This window comes from Pantoea sp. Fr+CA_20 (genome assembly GCF_024520835.1).
GTDB lineage: Bacteria > Pseudomonadota > Gammaproteobacteria > Enterobacterales > Enterobacteriaceae > Pantoea > Pantoea allii.
In genome coordinates, this window is record NZ_JALNPN010000005.1 from 122863 (window position 1) to 138728 (window position 15866).

22 protein-coding genes and 1 pseudogene are annotated in these 15866 nt (G+C 49.7%); 5 read left to right on the forward strand and 18 right to left on the reverse strand.

What is annotated here, in order from left to right; all coding sequences use genetic code 11:
* Positions 1-108 precede the first annotated feature (108 nt).
* The 18 genes and pseudogenes from NR177_RS08930 to NR177_RS09015 form a co-directional block, all read right to left on the reverse strand.
* Positions 109-1167: a site-specific integrase gene (locus tag NR177_RS08930; RefSeq protein WP_256852713.1), complete on the reverse strand. Its 1059-nt coding sequence runs from the start codon at positions 1165-1167 to the stop codon at positions 109-111.
* Positions 1142-1381: an excisionase gene (locus tag NR177_RS08935; protein WP_306278005.1), complete on the reverse strand. Its 240-nt coding sequence runs from the start codon at positions 1379-1381 to the stop codon at positions 1142-1144. Before NR177_RS08935 ends, NR177_RS08930 begins: the two co-directional genes overlap by 26 nt.
* Before the next feature lie 47 nt (positions 1382-1428).
* Positions 1429-1635 (reverse strand): hypothetical protein, encoded by a 207-nt coding sequence (locus tag NR177_RS08940; protein WP_256852714.1) that lies wholly within the window; start codon positions 1633-1635, stop codon positions 1429-1431.
* Positions 1632-3710: a DNA cytosine methyltransferase gene (locus NR177_RS08945; RefSeq protein ID WP_256852715.1), complete on the reverse strand. Its 2079-nt coding sequence runs from the start codon at positions 3708-3710 to the stop codon at positions 1632-1634. Before NR177_RS08945 ends, NR177_RS08940 begins: the two co-directional genes overlap by 4 nt.
* The gene (locus NR177_RS08950) at positions 3707-4579 is read right to left on the reverse strand and encodes a phage N-6-adenine-methyltransferase (protein WP_256852716.1); all 873 of its coding nucleotides are present in this window, start codon (positions 4577-4579) and stop codon (positions 3707-3709) included. The genes NR177_RS08945 and NR177_RS08950 overlap by 4 nt, the downstream gene beginning before the upstream one ends.
* Before the next feature lie 484 nt (positions 4580-5063).
* Entirely contained in the window at positions 5064-5600 is a 537-nt protein-coding gene (locus tag NR177_RS08955) for a hypothetical protein (protein ID WP_256852717.1), read from the reverse strand.
* A 117-nt stretch (positions 5601-5717) separates the two neighbouring features.
* Complete coding sequence (locus NR177_RS08960; RefSeq protein ID WP_256852718.1) at positions 5718-6134, reverse strand: DUF2513 domain-containing protein; 417 nt, start codon at positions 6132-6134, stop codon at positions 5718-5720.
* Between the two features lie 28 nt (positions 6135-6162).
* Positions 6163-6501, reverse strand: coding sequence for a hypothetical protein (locus tag NR177_RS08965; RefSeq protein ID WP_256852719.1), 339 nt, complete (start codon positions 6499-6501; stop codon positions 6163-6165).
* Positions 6501-6791, reverse strand: a complete 291-nt coding sequence (locus NR177_RS08970; protein ID WP_256852720.1) for an antitoxin PHD — start codon at positions 6789-6791, stop codon at positions 6501-6503. The genes NR177_RS08965 and NR177_RS08970 overlap by 1 nt, the downstream gene beginning before the upstream one ends.
* Positions 6791-7030, reverse strand: a complete 240-nt coding sequence (locus tag NR177_RS08975) for a hypothetical protein (protein WP_256852721.1) — start codon at positions 7028-7030, stop codon at positions 6791-6793. The genes NR177_RS08970 and NR177_RS08975 overlap by 1 nt, the downstream gene beginning before the upstream one ends.
* Positions 7030-7632: pseudogene (locus NR177_RS23980) on the reverse strand (hypothetical protein). Before NR177_RS23980 ends, NR177_RS08975 begins: the two are co-directional and overlap by 1 nt.
* Positions 7625-7816: a hypothetical protein gene (locus tag NR177_RS08985; protein ID WP_256852722.1), complete on the reverse strand. Its 192-nt coding sequence runs from the start codon at positions 7814-7816 to the stop codon at positions 7625-7627. The pseudogene NR177_RS23980 and the gene NR177_RS08985 overlap by 8 nt, the downstream one beginning before the upstream one ends.
* The gene (locus tag NR177_RS08990; protein WP_256852723.1) at positions 7816-8586 is read right to left on the reverse strand and encodes a hypothetical protein; all 771 of its coding nucleotides are present in this window, start codon (positions 8584-8586) and stop codon (positions 7816-7818) included. The genes NR177_RS08985 and NR177_RS08990 overlap by 1 nt, the downstream gene beginning before the upstream one ends.
* Positions 8567-9118, reverse strand: a complete 552-nt coding sequence (locus tag NR177_RS08995) for an HD family hydrolase (RefSeq protein WP_256852724.1) — start codon at positions 9116-9118, stop codon at positions 8567-8569. Before NR177_RS08995 ends, NR177_RS08990 begins: the two co-directional genes overlap by 20 nt.
* Positions 9119-9215: 97 nt before the next feature.
* On the reverse strand, positions 9216-9398 hold the full coding sequence (locus tag NR177_RS09000; RefSeq protein WP_256852725.1) for a hypothetical protein: 183 nt from the start codon (positions 9396-9398) through the stop codon (positions 9216-9218).
* A complete protein-coding gene (locus tag NR177_RS09005) occupies positions 9395-9523 on the reverse strand; it encodes a hypothetical protein (RefSeq protein ID WP_256852726.1) in 129 nt (42 codons plus the stop codon). Before NR177_RS09005 ends, NR177_RS09000 begins: the two co-directional genes overlap by 4 nt.
* A complete protein-coding gene (locus tag NR177_RS09010) occupies positions 9520-9924 on the reverse strand; it encodes a hypothetical protein (RefSeq protein ID WP_256852727.1) in 405 nt (134 codons plus the stop codon). The genes NR177_RS09005 and NR177_RS09010 overlap by 4 nt, the downstream gene beginning before the upstream one ends.
* 1432 nt (positions 9925-11356) lie before the next feature.
* Positions 11357-12064 carry an XRE family transcriptional regulator gene (locus tag NR177_RS09015; protein WP_372340335.1) on the reverse strand — a complete coding sequence of 236 codons (708 nt, stop codon included), beginning with the start codon at positions 12062-12064 and terminating at the stop codon, positions 11357-11359.
* Positions 12065-12145: 81 nt separating this feature from the next.
* Here NR177_RS09015 and NR177_RS09020 point away from each other — a divergent pair, with 81 nt between their 5' ends.
* From NR177_RS09020 to NR177_RS09040, 5 genes are all read left to right on the forward strand, one after another.
* On the forward strand, positions 12146-12352 hold the full coding sequence (locus tag NR177_RS09020; protein WP_210507426.1) for a helix-turn-helix transcriptional regulator: 207 nt from the start codon (positions 12146-12148) through the stop codon (positions 12350-12352).
* 403 nt (positions 12353-12755) lie between these two features.
* Positions 12756-12959, forward strand: a complete 204-nt coding sequence (locus NR177_RS09025; protein ID WP_256852728.1) for a DUF4222 domain-containing protein — start codon at positions 12756-12758, stop codon at positions 12957-12959.
* Positions 12960-13162: 203 nt separating this feature from the next.
* Positions 13163-14095 (forward strand): DNA replication protein, encoded by a 933-nt coding sequence (locus NR177_RS09030; protein WP_256852729.1) that lies wholly within the window; start codon positions 13163-13165, stop codon positions 14093-14095.
* Positions 14085-15497: a DnaB-like helicase C-terminal domain-containing protein gene (locus NR177_RS09035; protein WP_256852730.1), complete on the forward strand. Its 1413-nt coding sequence runs from the start codon at positions 14085-14087 to the stop codon at positions 15495-15497. Before NR177_RS09030 ends, NR177_RS09035 begins: the two co-directional genes overlap by 11 nt.
* Positions 15497-15856, forward strand: a complete 360-nt coding sequence (locus tag NR177_RS09040) for a RusA family crossover junction endodeoxyribonuclease (RefSeq protein WP_256852731.1) — start codon at positions 15497-15499, stop codon at positions 15854-15856. Before NR177_RS09035 ends, NR177_RS09040 begins: the two co-directional genes overlap by 1 nt.
* The last annotated feature ends 10 nt before the right edge of the window (positions 15857-15866 follow it).

A 15866-nucleotide genomic window follows, 5' to 3' on the forward strand; every position in this document is an offset into this window, starting at 1 on the left:
GTTTTTAACAGAAAGGTCATCAATGAGCTGGATTGATGGATTTTGGAAAAATTAGCTAAGTTTTAATTGGTTACGGTGAAAAATCCGAAATCATTCGAAATTAATCCATTATTCTATCTCCAGCCATTGGCTACCCCGAGCGTCTGTGTAACGCTCAGTCATCTCCGCTGACTTGTGTCCGAGGATGCTCTGAGCGTATTTTTCCCCTTTACCTGCTTCATACAGCCTTGCAGCAAGACTCCTGATCTCATGAAAAGATGGTGGGTTACCTTCCCAGTTGATTCCTGTTGCGTCTCTCGCTTTAGCAAAAGCACGAGATACGCTTTTAACGTCAAGCTCGCCACCCGTCCGCGTTGCTATGACAGTGGAACACGACGCATAGAGTGATCGGCACTCCCCCAGAACGTCTGAAAGAGTCATACCACCCACAGCTGTTGAAAGAGGTATAGCAAGTTTCATCCCCGTCTTCTTCTGTTCTACGCGGATCCTCTCATTATGAATTTGCTCCCATCTCATTTTAACGATGTCACTTACGCGCTGGGCTGTGACCAAAGCCAGTTTCATACTTAGAGAAATCCATGGTTGACACCCATTTGTTGCGGCAAGAATGGCGTTGAACTCATCCTCTGATAACCTGCTGCGTTTAATCTTTATTCTGGCGTTTCTGGTGGCTTCTACTGGATTAGTTTCCACTATCCCTTCGGCTATTGCCTCGCGGAACATATCTAATAAAGTTGAGCGTAAAAGTTTCGCCCTGGCTTCTTTACCCGATGTAACATAACCCTCAAGAAATATAGCTATATCCTTTGTTGTTATGCTATTCACATGGGAATCAAAAAACGTATTTTTTATGGCGTTAACGCGGCTTTTATATTCAGCCATTGTTCCAGAGCTTATTTCTCTACGTTCTAAAATTTGTATGTATTTTTCACACCACTCACCCATATTATGAACTTCCGTATTATTTATTCTGTCTACTAACCCTCTCACAGGCTTAATTACTATCGTCATGTTGGCATCAATAGCTTGAGTGACAGCATACCTTTTATCACGACCCAGCCCATATTCCTTACCCGTCCTTGGGTCACGAAAACTGTAATAACCATTCCGACAATATAAATTCGGAGGGAGGTCATTGGTTTTACTGCTTCGTCTCCTTGCTGCCATTTCTTATCCTCTGGGTTAATGATTTTTTTAGCTGGGGCGTTGCTGCAGGATTTCTTGGATCAATTTTTACAGCATCCTCTTGAATGAGGTATTCACGCCCATCAAGGCGAGGTGGTGGGAAAAGCCTGTGCTGCCTGACCCAGCGCCTTACCTGTTCCATACACCGGGGGCGTGGTTGACGTTCGTTCCATTCACGCAAAGTTATTTCTGGCATGATGACCCCTTAATATAAGAATTCCTATTAAGTTAGAAGGATGGAAATTAGTGGTTAGAGTAATACTCACGCTCTTTTTTCGTTGCATAACGCCACGTGTAACCACGGTGTGACTTTGCACGTCCGCTTATTGCTTCTTTAATTCCAGAACGGTGGAAACCCGGAGCGTAATAAGCTGATTTAAAGTACACTTCCTCACCTGTTTTTTCGTTCGTTCCAATGACAGCCATCTGGCGAGAAGGGATTTCTTTCATGCGATTTTCTCCTGTGAAAGAGGCGAACACATTTCCGGCAAATTGGCCCTTACAAGCGCCTCGGCAAACGGGGGTGGAACGGCATTGCCGCAGCGGGCAACCTGTTTATCTTTGGCATATTTGTTACCGCGATAATCCCGATCGATGACATACCAGGAAGGGAAACCCTGCGCAGCATAGAGCTCATGCGGCTGGAGCATGCGCATGCCGATATCGACAATCTGATAATCGGTGCCATCGACCGTGACCAGACCAAAGCGGTCGTTAGTGGTCACCGTTCCCAGCGGTTCGTCCAGGCTTACGCCGCCTTTTTCATTCCCGTAATATTTCATCAGGAACGCCCGGACCTCGCCCAGGTGATTACCGTTTGCTGTGATAGTGTGGGCCGGGCTGTCAGTGGTCTGGCCCGTATTGGTTCCGCGAAACTTAATAAGGTTCGATGTGACAACAGCATGGTGATTTCCGGTCGTCACTGTGTGAGCGGGTTCCTCAACGGAGCCGCCCGGGTGGCCCGTGTTGTTAACCATGATGTTAGCGGTAACCAGTGCATGATGATCCGTGGTGGTTACGGTATGTGCTGGCCCATCTACCGCGGCGCCGGGGCCGGTATAGTTGCCGCCAAAATGCTTAGCCATGAACGCCGAGACAAGCGCAAACTTGTTGCCGCCCGCTGTGACAGTTCCGACAGGTTTACCCAGATTCAGTACGCGCGGTGCCTGTCCGACTCTTTCCCCGTATCCCATCTGAATTAAGGTCGGACAAACCAGAGCGCTTTTTCCTCCGCCGCCAGCTGTCACTGTGCCTGATGGTGAATCAACAGTATGGCCAGTGCTTTTGCCAAACTGTCTTACAACCACTGGTGTTATCAGGCAGGAGTGATTTTTGTTAACCACGGTATTAATCGGCTGGTCTGTAGACCGGGGATTAGCAGAGTATTTCGGGCCACAGGCACCTACGATAAACGGAGTCAGGTGCGTGATAACCATGCCCAGCGCATGACCATTGCCGCCCGGACGTTTAGAGGTACCCGCTGTAATGGTAGGTACAGGATCGGTAACTTCCTGCCCGGTTGCCCCGGTACGGAATTTTGTCAGATGAGGTGTGACCACCGCATAGCCATGTTTGCGCGTGATTGTCTGTAGCGGGTCGTGCAGCGACTGTCCGCGAAAGCAGTCATATCCACCTTTGCTGGTGGTGTGATTGCACTTAACGATAAACGGAGTCGGATTGTCGAGCACGAATCGCTGGATGCCGCGTGCAATACGTTTCATCGTGTTTTCTGCCAGCGGCTTACTGCGTCCAAATATGCTCGGGCAGGGAATAGACCAGTCGATGCACTCGGCAGCTGTGCGCCATGGCTTGAGGTGTCCGGACTGGACGGCCAGGCTTTTCGGATCACCGTGTGAGGGCTCCGGCCACGTTACTGGTTGCCCGTCACAGCGCATGACCATAAAGAAGCGTTTACGGATGGTTGGCGCGCCGAAATCGCAGGCACGTAATTCCCGATGCTCAACTGCATAGCCCAGGCCTTTTACCAGTTTATGCGCGTCTGCGCTGTGCCTGCCGATTTGCAGAAAGTCGCAGACCTCATCCAGCGCAGGGTGATCAGCAGGAACACCGGTACTCAGCATGCCGACGAACGCGGCAAAGGTTTCACCTGCGCGGGCCGTATCCGGTCGTTCCTCTGTGGGTAACAGCGGCCCCCAGGTTTTAAATTCTTCGACGTTCTCAAGCATGATAACGCGGGGACGCTTTGCCAGTGCCCAGCGAACGACTATCCAGGCCAGACCGCGAATTTCTTTTTTAACCGGTTTACTGCCTTTGGCTTTGCTGAAATGGCGGCAGTCAGGTGAAAACCACGCCAGCCCGACTGGTGCACCTGCGGTCGCTGCCACTGGGTCAATGTCGAACACAGACTCACAGTAATGAAGCGTGTCAGGGTGGTTGGTGGTGTGCATGGCGATCGCGTTTGGATCATGGTTAATGGCGATATCGACACTGCGGCCGGTTGCCATTTCAATGCCGGTGCTGGCTCCGCCGCCCCCGGCAAAATTATCGACAATGATTTCTCTCACAGGGTTTGTTCTCCGAAAGTGGCCGTCAGCGACTGCGCTGCAGCAATGATTTCTGTTGAGGGCTGGCGCTCCAGCAGCATGCGGTTCATGTGATGCATGACCTTGCGCTTGTGCTCGGTAGCGAGTGAATTAAGATCTGGAAGCTGGTCCGCTAATAGCTGCACTTCGGCTGGCCAGACATCATTCGCTGACTCTGGGATGGGGACCGGAATATTTGGAGGCGTCAGACGTTGCGCGGCTCGCTCAATTTGAGCCATAAACGTGGCGCCGCGGGCTTCCAACTTATCACGACTGATGTAATCGAACTTTGGCCCTCGCCAGGACTTATCAAAAACAGCGACAGCAGCGCCAAACCCGGCAGACGATTCGCTGGGCTGGCCTTCTTCTGGCCGGTACCAGACGGGCAGGTCAAAACTGATTCGGCCCCGAATGAAGGCGATATGGTCGGCATCCTCGGGCCACCAGACTTCGCCCGTTGCCGCTTTAATCAGAAAGACGTAGCGACCGCCAGCCTCTCGCATCGTCAGCGTATGGGCCATTATCTGGCGCATGCCTGTTATATACTGCCCGTCGTGCTGCGAGGCGCGGGAATAGGGCGGGTTAGCGTATGCTGCGCCTTTTAGCTCTGCCAGGCGTTCCGACCAGTTCTGCGAAAGTGTGTTATCTTCGGCGCTGTAATACGCCTCGCATTTGGCATTACTCTCATCGGCGAAGAGGTCCAGCACGAACGGACCGAACATCGAATTTATTCCCCACCAGAGACGATCGGGCGTACGCCACTGATCGCCAATCTGTTTTAGCTGGTGGGTAGGCTGGGCGCGCAAAGTTTCAAGCGCCAGGCAATATGGCGATAGATGGGTTGGTTCCATACGTGGGATACCTCAAATCAGCGTTTGAATTTTCTCGATAAATCAATCTGGTAGTAAGAGCAAAAATCCACTACGTGCGGGCATTCGGCGGGAGTTTCGGTTTCGTTCACTACGTCGCAGCCGCCTTCATGAAGGCAAATGCAATTCAGGCAGCTGAGGCGATTTTCGAAGCAGTTTTTTGCCATCTGGTAGCCATTGCATCGGCCACCGCTAAAGCGATGCGGGAAATCATAGGCGGAACAGCAGCAGGTGACCTGCCGGCCGTTCCAGTAGGCTTTCCCTCAGGTGGCTGAGTTTGCATTAACTCACCTCACAGTTATAAAGCTCAAGGCAAAACATAACGATGAGCAGCATGTTCCAGACGCCTACATAGGCAGTGGTGTCGTAAAGGGGGGATTGCGCGTAGTGCGCAAGGAATTTAGACATTCATAGAATTTGCGGCAATTGAAAACCCCGCCTTGGCGAGGTAATTTTGATCAATTTTTTAATTTGTGATTATGTTAACTATCTTATCGAAATGGTGATAAAGATAAGTTCCAGAAATTAACATAGACATGACCGCTAAAGAGGAAGCAATCCACACACAAATTCTGTATTTCAATTCACCTCTTTTTACTCTCTTCCACTCAGCTTTTAAAACTTTACTTCCTGCTTTGAGTAATTGGATAACTAAATTTACTACATTAGCATTTTCAGCTAGCACCTCACTCTCAGCTTTTACAAGGATTTCCTTAAGTGCTAGCTCGTGTTTATTTGGATTGTTACCATTCAGCCTTAGCTGTATCTCCGCAACTAATTTATTTACCTCTAAGCGCGCCTTTTTTTTGTCCTCCTTGGAATTAGGGGCTCTATCAGCTGCTAGTTGATAGGCTTGTGACAATCCAACAATTGCATCACGTAGTTCATTTATCCATAACTGCCGAAACTCAGATGTCTTATTTTCTTTTGTTATGATTAAACCAATGGCTGCTCCTATAGCTCCTAGCGCCGCAGCAAGTAAAGCAGCAATACCTCCGTCCATGAAAATTCCTCTTATTAATTTTCGGATTGTTTCTGAGCGTAATTTCATCGCAGCGTTAGTATTGTGCTGCAATCTCTTCTTAATAAACCTAGCTACTTGATAATGTTCACATAGTTATCAATCCGGATCGAAGCCTGTTAGCTGTTTGATCTTTTGCTTGGCGAAGCCTTGTGCGAGTTGTTTTGCAACATCTACCAACGTCGAGATGCTTGCTTCCTTGAAGTTATCCTTTACTGAATTCCAAACCTCTTTTTGACGCAAAGCTTCGATGAAATCGTGCCCTTGAGATGTTAGGCGAAGAGGGAGAACAGCCCAACTCGCGGTATCATCAGCACCTAAGAAAAGTCCAAATCCGGGTTCTCCGTCGGTACGAGAAATTAAATTTTTGTCGTCCAGTAAACGCATGTGAAAAATAAACTTTTGCTCTGAATAGTCAAACCCAGCATCTTTCAACTCTAAGATATTTGTCTGAGGGCCATCATTGTCTTCAAAAGCAATAAGCAGATCTTTGAGGTATTGCTGATCAATTTTCATGTTTTTCTCCGTGACATGTCACAGAACATTATATAATTAATTTCGTTTCATGCCAGCCTAGGCAAACCCAACAGTCTGACTCTTCTTTCAGTGGGCAATCCTGCACAGGCAGGCAATCACCACACTTACCGCACTTGCGCTTACTCATCGATTTGAACCGGCTACGGGCCCGCGCATCGTCCTGGCGAATAAGCAGAGCGATATACTCTGCCATTTCGTAGGGCTCACGCCCTGGACGGCGAGCGGAGCAGTTCTGCTCCAGCATCGCCAGTTCCTGCTCATCAAGAACAATCTCCAGCTTTCTGACACCGGCGGCGGCCTGCCTGGCACGCTGCTGTGCTTTGCGTTCGGCGGGGGACTTTGCCATTATTCAGCACCTCTACAAATAGGGCATGAGTTGTCAGCCATCGAATAAGGAAAGCTGCTATCCAGCTCATCGCACCATTGGAGATGTTCGTAACACCAGAATGGCTCCCACGGCATCCGGTAATACTTCATCTGACAGGTAATGAGGTATGGAACGGGAATCGGCGGCATTTCCTCTGGATAGAGCTTGTCATTCAGCTCACGCTCCGCGCGGTCCAGAAGCTTTTTCAGCGCCTGATTATCCTTTTCCAACTCAATTACCTTGGCCTGCAAATCAGACTTAGTAACCATCAGTCGTCATCCTCATCCCAATCCTCATCTTCATCTTCGTCATCATCACCGAAGGCTAAGAGTGGATTGGTAGCAGCCAGCATCTGGCTGGCCGCGCCACGGCGCTGAAGTCGGCGCAAAGCTTCCGACAGATCAAACGCCTCTATGCGCTCCGGTCCCAAATCAAGCGAAGCAGCGTAACTGTATGCCTGACTAACAAGCTTCTGTAAGCCTTCACTGATTTCCTCTTTGGTCGCCATCACTCCACCTCCACGCGCTTAAACTCCATGACCCACACCCACGGGTTAGCCTGCCAGCTTTCCTCGCCGTAGATACTCCACCACGTTTGTCCGAACCACGACCGGGAGAAGTCCGGGAAACAGTAATCCTGCGATACAGCGTCAATAGATGGGTGGCTCTGCGGCCCACCTTCCGCAATTGCATCTGCGCGACTGATATCCTGCAAACGTTCCACACGAACGCCGGTAATCTCAAACGTTATGCGGGAAGCCCAGCGCGGCATGTGGATGGATGGACGCCAGCGACCTCCTTTCGGCCAATCGTCAGGAGTAGTGGCACGATAAGCAATATCGTGGCTATCTTGGTCAATGTTGTATCGGGCCCAAGTCTCACGCACCTACAGGCGATCACCTACTGCACCGAACGGGCACCATTCGCGGTAGTAACTTTGGCTGTTTTCATGCTGGTGGCCGGACTCAAGCGGATAGCATTCACCGAAACTGGCAGCGGCATCTATCATCTTCAGTTGGCGCGGAGTCAACATGCGGCGCGTCTGCGTCTTCCTGCCGTCCAGAACTGCACGAACCATTTCGGCGTTTAAGAGGATTGGTCGCTCACGCATCTTCTTCATCCCCTTCGACAACTTCTACTTCAGTGCTATCGTAAGCGGCCTTGACGCTATTAGCTGCAGCGATAATGGCGTTGAACTGGTCAGCGTCTACAGTTACGCCGGGATACTGGCGAGAGACTTCAAAGCTAATCGCAGTTACCAACTTCATCTGGTCAATACGGATAGTAGTTTTCATCACACACCCGCCTTATCCGCATTGTCATGGGGCAAACTATTTGCACTTGTGAACTCGCGTACTTTGGCCGAAAACCGTTCAGCTTCTGTGGCAAGTCCCTCGAGGCCTCGCCACGTCGCGAGCGCACCTGTATGACGTATGAAGCGCACAGCATCGGCTACCTCTTTAATAGCCCCATAGCCATCAATCGAAAGGCCCGTTTCCCTCTCAAATTCCGCCAATTTTTCCAGGGCTGTATTGGCTTTTGTTGCCCGATAATCAACCTCGCGTTGCAAACGATCATTAAATAGCGCTTCTAACTGCTCACGTTCTCGCGAGACCGCCGCCGCCATAACCGCTTCATCAACGCCACCGGCTCGCCGCAACATGGCAGCCACAAAGGATTTGTTGACAGGAACTGATTCAAGCTTTGGCGCTGCAACCATCTGGCGAATAATTCCAGCAGGAGTTACGTCGTAATGCCCCCATGTAGGCGGTAGCTCGCCGGGCTTAATGATTTCTTTAGGCGCCACAATCCACCAACGGTCACAGAACTGCTGAACCGTAGATGATTTTTCTGGGTTTTTGAGTTCACGCAGCCAGTCTCCGCGGCTAACCTTAATTTCAAAACCGTGAATTTCCATGCCGCGTGATGGGTACATGTTCATGGCCACTGCGTCTGCCCAGCGTCGCTGATGCATTCCAGTACCATCAGCAACCTCAAAAAATATTGACCATTCCGGGGAGCAGAAACGCGCGCGCAATGCCGATTTAACGTCTGGTGTTTTCATTGTTCCGTTCTCCGGTTTTCAAATCGTTGTAACGTTGAAGGAAAAGCACACGTGCCTGGCGGGGATTTAAAGGCGAGATAATGAAGTGTTGAGCTGGTTCAATTCCATTCAGCATCTGCCAGTGCGTGCCAGTGTCAAAATCGAGGTCGCGGCGTTCGGTCGCAAGCATGACCAGATCAGCGTGCTTAACTTGCTGGCTCATCTCAGGAGGAAGGCCATATTTAGCGGCAATGACTTTCTCAACCCGTTTGATGATGTATCGGTAATCGGGTAGTAAGCGCTTAAGCGGCGCATTAATGTCGCTGCAGTAAGCCTCGGCGGCATCATGCAGCAGGGCTTCAAGTGCGAACTCTGGCTCTACCAGGTAGCTCACATGAACGGAGTGCTGCGCGACACTGTAAAAATCATGCAAGTGGCCAGTGAAGCGGCAGATATTGGAAAGGGCGCAGGCGATATCTTCAATGCAGATACTGTCAACAGAAGGATTGAGGTAATCGAAGTGCTTGCCGGACTGAGTGGTTATCCATGACATGGTTAGATCTCATAAAAAAACCGCCTTAGCTGCAGGCGGTTATGGTGAACGGTAATCAGTAAATTGATTGTTTTTACAGCAACGCATTGCTAAAACTTCAGAGGATCGTTGATTGGTGCGTTGTCGAATTTGCTTCACTACGTGCCAGCTGGTGGGCCAGCATTTCCAGATCGGCAGAGCTGATTTTGTATTGCTCACACAGCACCAGGATGGTACTGATCGCCAGCGAACGCATGGCCTCGTTGAGGGCTAATTCAGTGGGGATCGTTGTCACTGTCATAGCAAACACATTCCCGCCACCACACACAATGCGATGAGTAATGGTGTTAGCCAGTGGCGTGGCTTTGGATGGAAATCAGCGCCCGTCAGGCGATGTTTGAACTGCAGGCGATTTACATGGCTCATGAGATACGTCTCCTTGGTTTGCCCTGGCGCGCAGCCGGGACGCGGATTGTTTGCTGGTAAAGGTTTGCGCAGCCTTTGTCGCTGCAAAAAGAGAGGACTTCGCTACGGTTCCAGAAGCGGATAATCCTGCGCTTAATGTCCGTGGGATGCCGGAATCGGGCACAGTATTCACACAGCTCCGACTCAATGAATTCGGTAGCAGACTCGAGTAACAGCCATTCAAAGTGACGATGGCGTTGGCCGTTCTTATCGATGTAATAAACAAAAGTTTGTTCTTCGCCCTTGTAATTGGGCTCAATGCTGCAGCCATCGAAAATGACGTTGCGATTACCGATGCGGATCGGCGTACCTTTGGGAAGTTCGCTAATGCGCTGCCGCGTTAGTTTTGGTATGAAATCCATGGATACCTCGGAAGGCTAAAAAGAAGTCAAAAAAAGGCCCCCGGTTAGGGGGGCTAAAGACTCCACAGCAATTATGGGGTTGTGGCGCCAGACGCTGATCTTCTGGTTGTCTCGATGGACTGCAATTCACCACAACGGATAGAACACTCTTCGCCGGCTTAATGGTTCGCCTCCAAATGCTCTACCCTGTTACGGACTGACCTCCCAGCCAGCATGGTTCGGGTCACACGCGGACACGTGCTTGAAGAACTGGCAGACTTTTCCGGTGCTGCCCCCGTTTTGTTGTGGTGGCTGGTGACATACCCAGCTCAGTGGCGCGGTGTTTAAAATCGTAGCCGCCCGTTCCATCCGCGTCTGACCAGTCCTTATGCTCGCTTAGAACGTTTCGCCCGCTTATCAATCTCAACCGTTTGACGGTCATCATCCGTCATTCACCACAACGGAAAGAGCACTGCGTAACCTGGCACCGATCTGGCCGCCGGTCGGTTTGTACTGGATTCTTCCCCAGCCACTGGCCCGGACAACAAAGCTTCTATGTGCGTTCCAACCAATGCTCTTACCTGTTGTGTGCCGGGCTTCCACCGGCTCCCATCTGTTTTTTAAGCCACTCAGATATCGTCTGGGCTTGCCCTGGTGAGGCGTCAACCTTTCTTGGCTGGTGCTAAAGCTTCGCAAAACTCGGCAAAGCTCAGCACTTCTTCGCCTTCTTTCAGGCTTTCAAAATATTCTTCGTAGGCTTTATCCATCTCTACTTTCCCCATGCGATAAGTTGGTCAGTTCGTTTTGATGCTGCGCCTGCTATCTCACGCAGCTCAAAAGAAACTACCGCCACACTGACGCAGTGGCCGCGCTCATGCCCTTGAGTTCGTAACCCCGGTTCATCTCAGTTCCCCGTTGGCTCTGACCAGTGCGTAATTGGCAGTTACGCTGCGACACCGGCGCTTCTTTTCTTATTTACCCTCACCAGATGCAAAGCTGGCTCTCAACGTGGAGACTCGGGGCAACATCATTACAGCTGCATTGCCATACGGCTGCGGTCTTACCGCTTTTCTACTTCATCTGCTTATCTCCTTTTGGTTATTAAAAAGCGCTTTTGTATCAGTTGTACCCTCTGCTTTGCTCACTGTGCTGGCGTATGTTTTGCCTCGCCTGTAGCACCTTCCATGATGTCGCAGGGAGTGAGCGAGCTGCGTACTGTCTGCCTTGATACAGAAGCGCTTGCCGAATTGTTAAAGAGCGAGAAATCTGTGGTGCAGGATGAATATATTGCGCTTAGCGCATATGCGTCAAGCGCATATTTTGTGATTTGGATGTAGAAGTGCAGATAAAAAGTTTTAACTTTTTGTTTTTGAATGGCTTAAAAAAGCGGTTTTTTTTGCGAGAGAAACAAAAAAACCCGCAAAGCGGGTTTCAAGATTGGTCCATGGAGGGGTTAGCCGTGTCGCCTGAATTGCTGTGTCTGACTTAACATCACTCTACCAGACACATGTAGCATCTCAGATTCTTCAGGGGTTATAGTCCACTCTCGATATTTGGAATTATCAGAGATCACTATCAAGTCGTTTTTAACTTTTTGCAATCGCTTAACAAATGTATCGCCATTAAAATCAAAAACATAAATCCCATCTCCATCAAAATAGGTGACTCGCTGATCGACAAAAATTAAGTCTCCCGGCTCGATAGTGCCTTGCATACTATCTCCACGGACGTTGATCAGTTTCACTTTTTCTTGAGGAATAGAACCAAAAATTAGTTTGGCTTGCTCAGGTTCATATTCTATCGATCGTATAACTTCAACCAAATCACGAGATGGTGAGCCATTGCCTGCGCTTGCAGAAACTTCAAGTACATCAACCCTGTACACATCATGCCTCCTCGCCTGAATCAGCGAATCAATACTGTATGAAAGTACAGTATCATTAACATCATCAGTTGAGAATAGCTCCGATGCTGGTACATGAAGCGCAGCGGCAATTTTTATGATCTGGGCATGACTGTACCCCTGTTTACCACGCTCTAATCGTGACAGGTTCCCTACATCGCTCTCCGCAAGCAATGCCAATTCATTCAATGTCATGTTTTTCGCCTTGCGGATTTGGCGAATTTTTTCTCCAACATTCATATGTGTATTTGAAATCATTTATGCGTCACTCGCAAAGCGTGTTGCGCAAATTATGCGAATGCAATAATATGCGTACAGCGCATTAAATGAGGGCGTCAGATGCAAACACCACTACGAAAAATGCGTGAGGAGAATGGATTAACGATCAGTGAGGTAGCCTTAGCCGTAAAAATCGATGTTGGAAACTTGAGCCGCATTGAAAGGGGCATCCAAGTCACGTCGATCGAGACTGCAGAAAGAATCTCAAGATTTTTCAAAGGTAAAATCAGTGAGATGCAAATTCTTTATCCGCAGAGATACGTCTAAGAGCACTCGTCTGTCAGTTAAACATCCTATTCACGCTTTACTTCCAGCTGAAAAGCTGGAGTCAAGTCAATCAAATATCAGGCATTCATGGAGAAAAATTAGATGGATTCAATTGCAATTTCGAGCAATTCGGTACGAGTTAACTGCAAGCCGGAAACACTGGAGAGTTTTTTCCACCGACAGGCTATGACTCAGGGTAATAAGGCTTTGGCTATAGATATGGGTATTCATCCATCTGGCCTAAGCCGTAACAGGATGAGCATTTGCAAACTGGCTTGTCGGATGATCCACCAACTGGGGTTGCCAGAGGGATGTATTGCAGCGCCGGGCTGTGAACAGAACGTAGTGCTAACCGGTGAAACGGCGAAAGCGCTTCTCTCAATGCTTGAGCACATTCGTTTAAATGACGGGGGCGCTGGTGGATGAAAGGTTTGTTGAAACCGACAAGCGCTTCAGGAACAAGCGCGGCATTGTCGTGCGCGTCATCAGCTATGACAGGAAAGAGCGGCAGATCATTTTCATGTATGACGATTATGAACACGAATGCATCGTATCAAGGGAGCACTTCGATAAATTTTTTAACGAGGTTAAAAAAGAGGAAGGCTGAACAGGGGGAACTGTTCAGCCGGGTACTTATGCAGTTACTACCTTTAGCGAGGTTAATTATGCGACAAAAACGCCGTAAACCGCAACAGGAACCTACTGTACATAAAGACATGGCACGGGATGTACTCGCACGCCAGTATTCACCCGATGCCTGTCGCCTCCTTCGTCAAGCCCTTGAACAGGCGAAGCGTGAGGTATCCGGCCATGAGTAACGTGATTGCATTACCCAAAGCCACACCTGTCAGAACGGAGGCCGCCGTAAGGGGGTTCGCCTTGATCCACCGAAAAATTAAGCAGTTACCCTTTTACAATAAGGACTCTGAAGCCGTGCACCTGTGGGTGCATTTGATTATGGAAATGAACCATGCACCTGAGACCGTGGCAACTGATTACGGTGATGTTGTCATTGGCCGTGGGCAGAAAATTACAGGCGCTCCAACTTTGTCTAAGGAGACAGGTATTGAACTTGAACGGGTTAAATACCTGCTTAAAAAATTCCGCAAGCTGGAAATGATTTCAACATATTCACCCGGCAAATTTACCATCATTACTGTTGAAAAATACGACGAATATCAGGGTGAAATTAACAGGGATTTTCTCCCTCAAGTTTCCCCTGTTATTCCCTCAATAAAGCCAGTCGTGGCAACGGATGGCGAGGTGTTGTTCCCTCATGATTCCCTCGATATTCCCACAAACAACAATATTATAAATAATAACTCAATATCTAACGATATTGAGTGTGCTCCAGTCCCCTCTGAACAGCCTACTTTTCAGACAGGAAATCAGGACATCAATGAACCTAAAAAGCCGGCCTTCTCCTGTGAAGAAGTTTTAGCGGTTTATCACGAAGTTCTGCCTGAGGCTAAAGCCGTTCGCCTGCTTAGCGACAAACGACGCAACCAGATCCGCACCTTCTGGAAGAAGGCGACCAAAATGACCCGCCAGCTGGACGGCGTACCGTTCACACTCGAATCATGGCGTCAGTACCTGACCTACATTGCTGAAAACTGCCGGTGGATGCTGGAAGACCGTCAGGATCAGCGGTCCGGGCGCGTCTGGCATCGTAAAGGGCTGGAATACTTTCTCAACGATGAGACCTATCTGCTGGTGAGAGAGGGGGCGAAGGATGATCGCTGAGCCAAAAGTTATGCCTCAAAACATCGAAGCCGAGAAATGCGTTATTGGCAGCGTCATGCACGGTACGGGAAATGAGCGTGTTGAAAACGTCCTGGCCAGACTCAAACCGGAATCATTTTATCTTCCACAGCACAGGCTGATTTATGCAGAAATGCAGGCTCTGAATAAAAACCAGATGCCGGTTGATCTGCTGACGCTGGCCACTGCTCTGGACAATAAGGGCGTGACTGAAAGCGTTGGTGGGTTTGCCTACCTTGCCGAACTGTCCCGGTTTGTGCCCAGCGCGGCAAACATCACTGCCTATGCAGACGAAGTTCGTGATAAAGCCATGCTGCGTTATGGCATTGAAAAAACCACTGAAATGATGGCTTATTTCTATGAGTCGAATGGTCTGTCAGCTGCCGAACGTTATGAGGCGGCTCAGCGGGTATTTACGGACCTTGCCGATCACGCACGCACGGGTAAGCGCACGGGTTATCGCCCGTTTATGGACTGGCTGGGCGACTGGTCAAAGGAAGTCGATCAGCGATTTAACGATCCGGAATCTGTCCGTGGCCTGACAACTGGCATACCGGGCCTTGATGCGCTGATGGAGCCAAAACTCATTGTCCGAGGCTCACTTTTCGTTATCGGTGCGCGTCCTAAAATGGGTAAAACCACCATTTTGCAGCAGATAGCAATCAACTGTGCGCTGGTGGAAAAGAAAACCACACTTCTTTTCAGCCTTGAAATGCCAGGTATCCAGATGGTTGAGCGCACGATTAGCCAGCTGGCGCGAGTGAATTCCGAAACGTTCTATCCCGAAAAATTTGATGACATGCAGTTTTCTAAGGCCAGCGCAAAAGCGATGGAACTGGCCGAAAGCGGGAATATTTTCATGGATGACACACCCGGGATAACCCTGTCCTACATTCAGGCCGAGAGTCGCCGTCTTAAGCGTGAAAAGGGCTCCCTCAGCTTGGTCCTGGTGGATTACCTCACCCTGATGAAGCCTGAAAAATCAGAGCGCACAAGCCTTGGCTTTGGTTTGATTACCCAGGGTCTGAAAAACCTGGCTAAAGAGCTGGGATGCGCTGTCGTACTCCTCACGCAGCTGAACCGTGGTGTCGAAGGCCGTTCGGTCAAGCGCCCACGCCCGAGCGACAGTCGAGAAACCGGCTCGATTGAACAGGATTGCGATTACTGGGTAGGGATCCATGCTGACGAGGATGAAAACGGCATTCCCGATCTGTCTCTTACTGAATACATCCTGAGCCTCAACCGCCATGGCCGGACAGGCGTCTGTTACGCAGAGCAGCGCAATGGTGTGCTCTACGAACTTGATCAGTACCACGCTGCAGAGATGGCCCGCACACGCACTGATAACAAAAATCACAAATCAAACAAAAGAGGTGGATTCTGATGTTACAGATCTACGAAATAACGCCGCTGGGTAAGCCCCGTCAGACACAGCGCGACCGCTGGGCCAGGCGTCCGGCGGTCGTGCGTTACCGGGCATTTTGCGATGAGGTACGCCTACATGGCATCACTCTGCCTGACAGTGGCTGTCACATCACGTTTGTGTTGCCCATGCCTGACAGCTGGAGCAAAAAGAAGCGCACGCAGTTCACCGGCCAGCCCCACCAGCAGCGGCCCGATGTCGATAATCTGCACAAGGCTTTGATGGATGCTGTGTTTGATGAAGACAGCGCCGTATGGGATGCACGTATTACAAAAATCTGGGGAGAGACAGGGCTGATAAGGATCGAGAGCATTGCCTGAAACAACATAC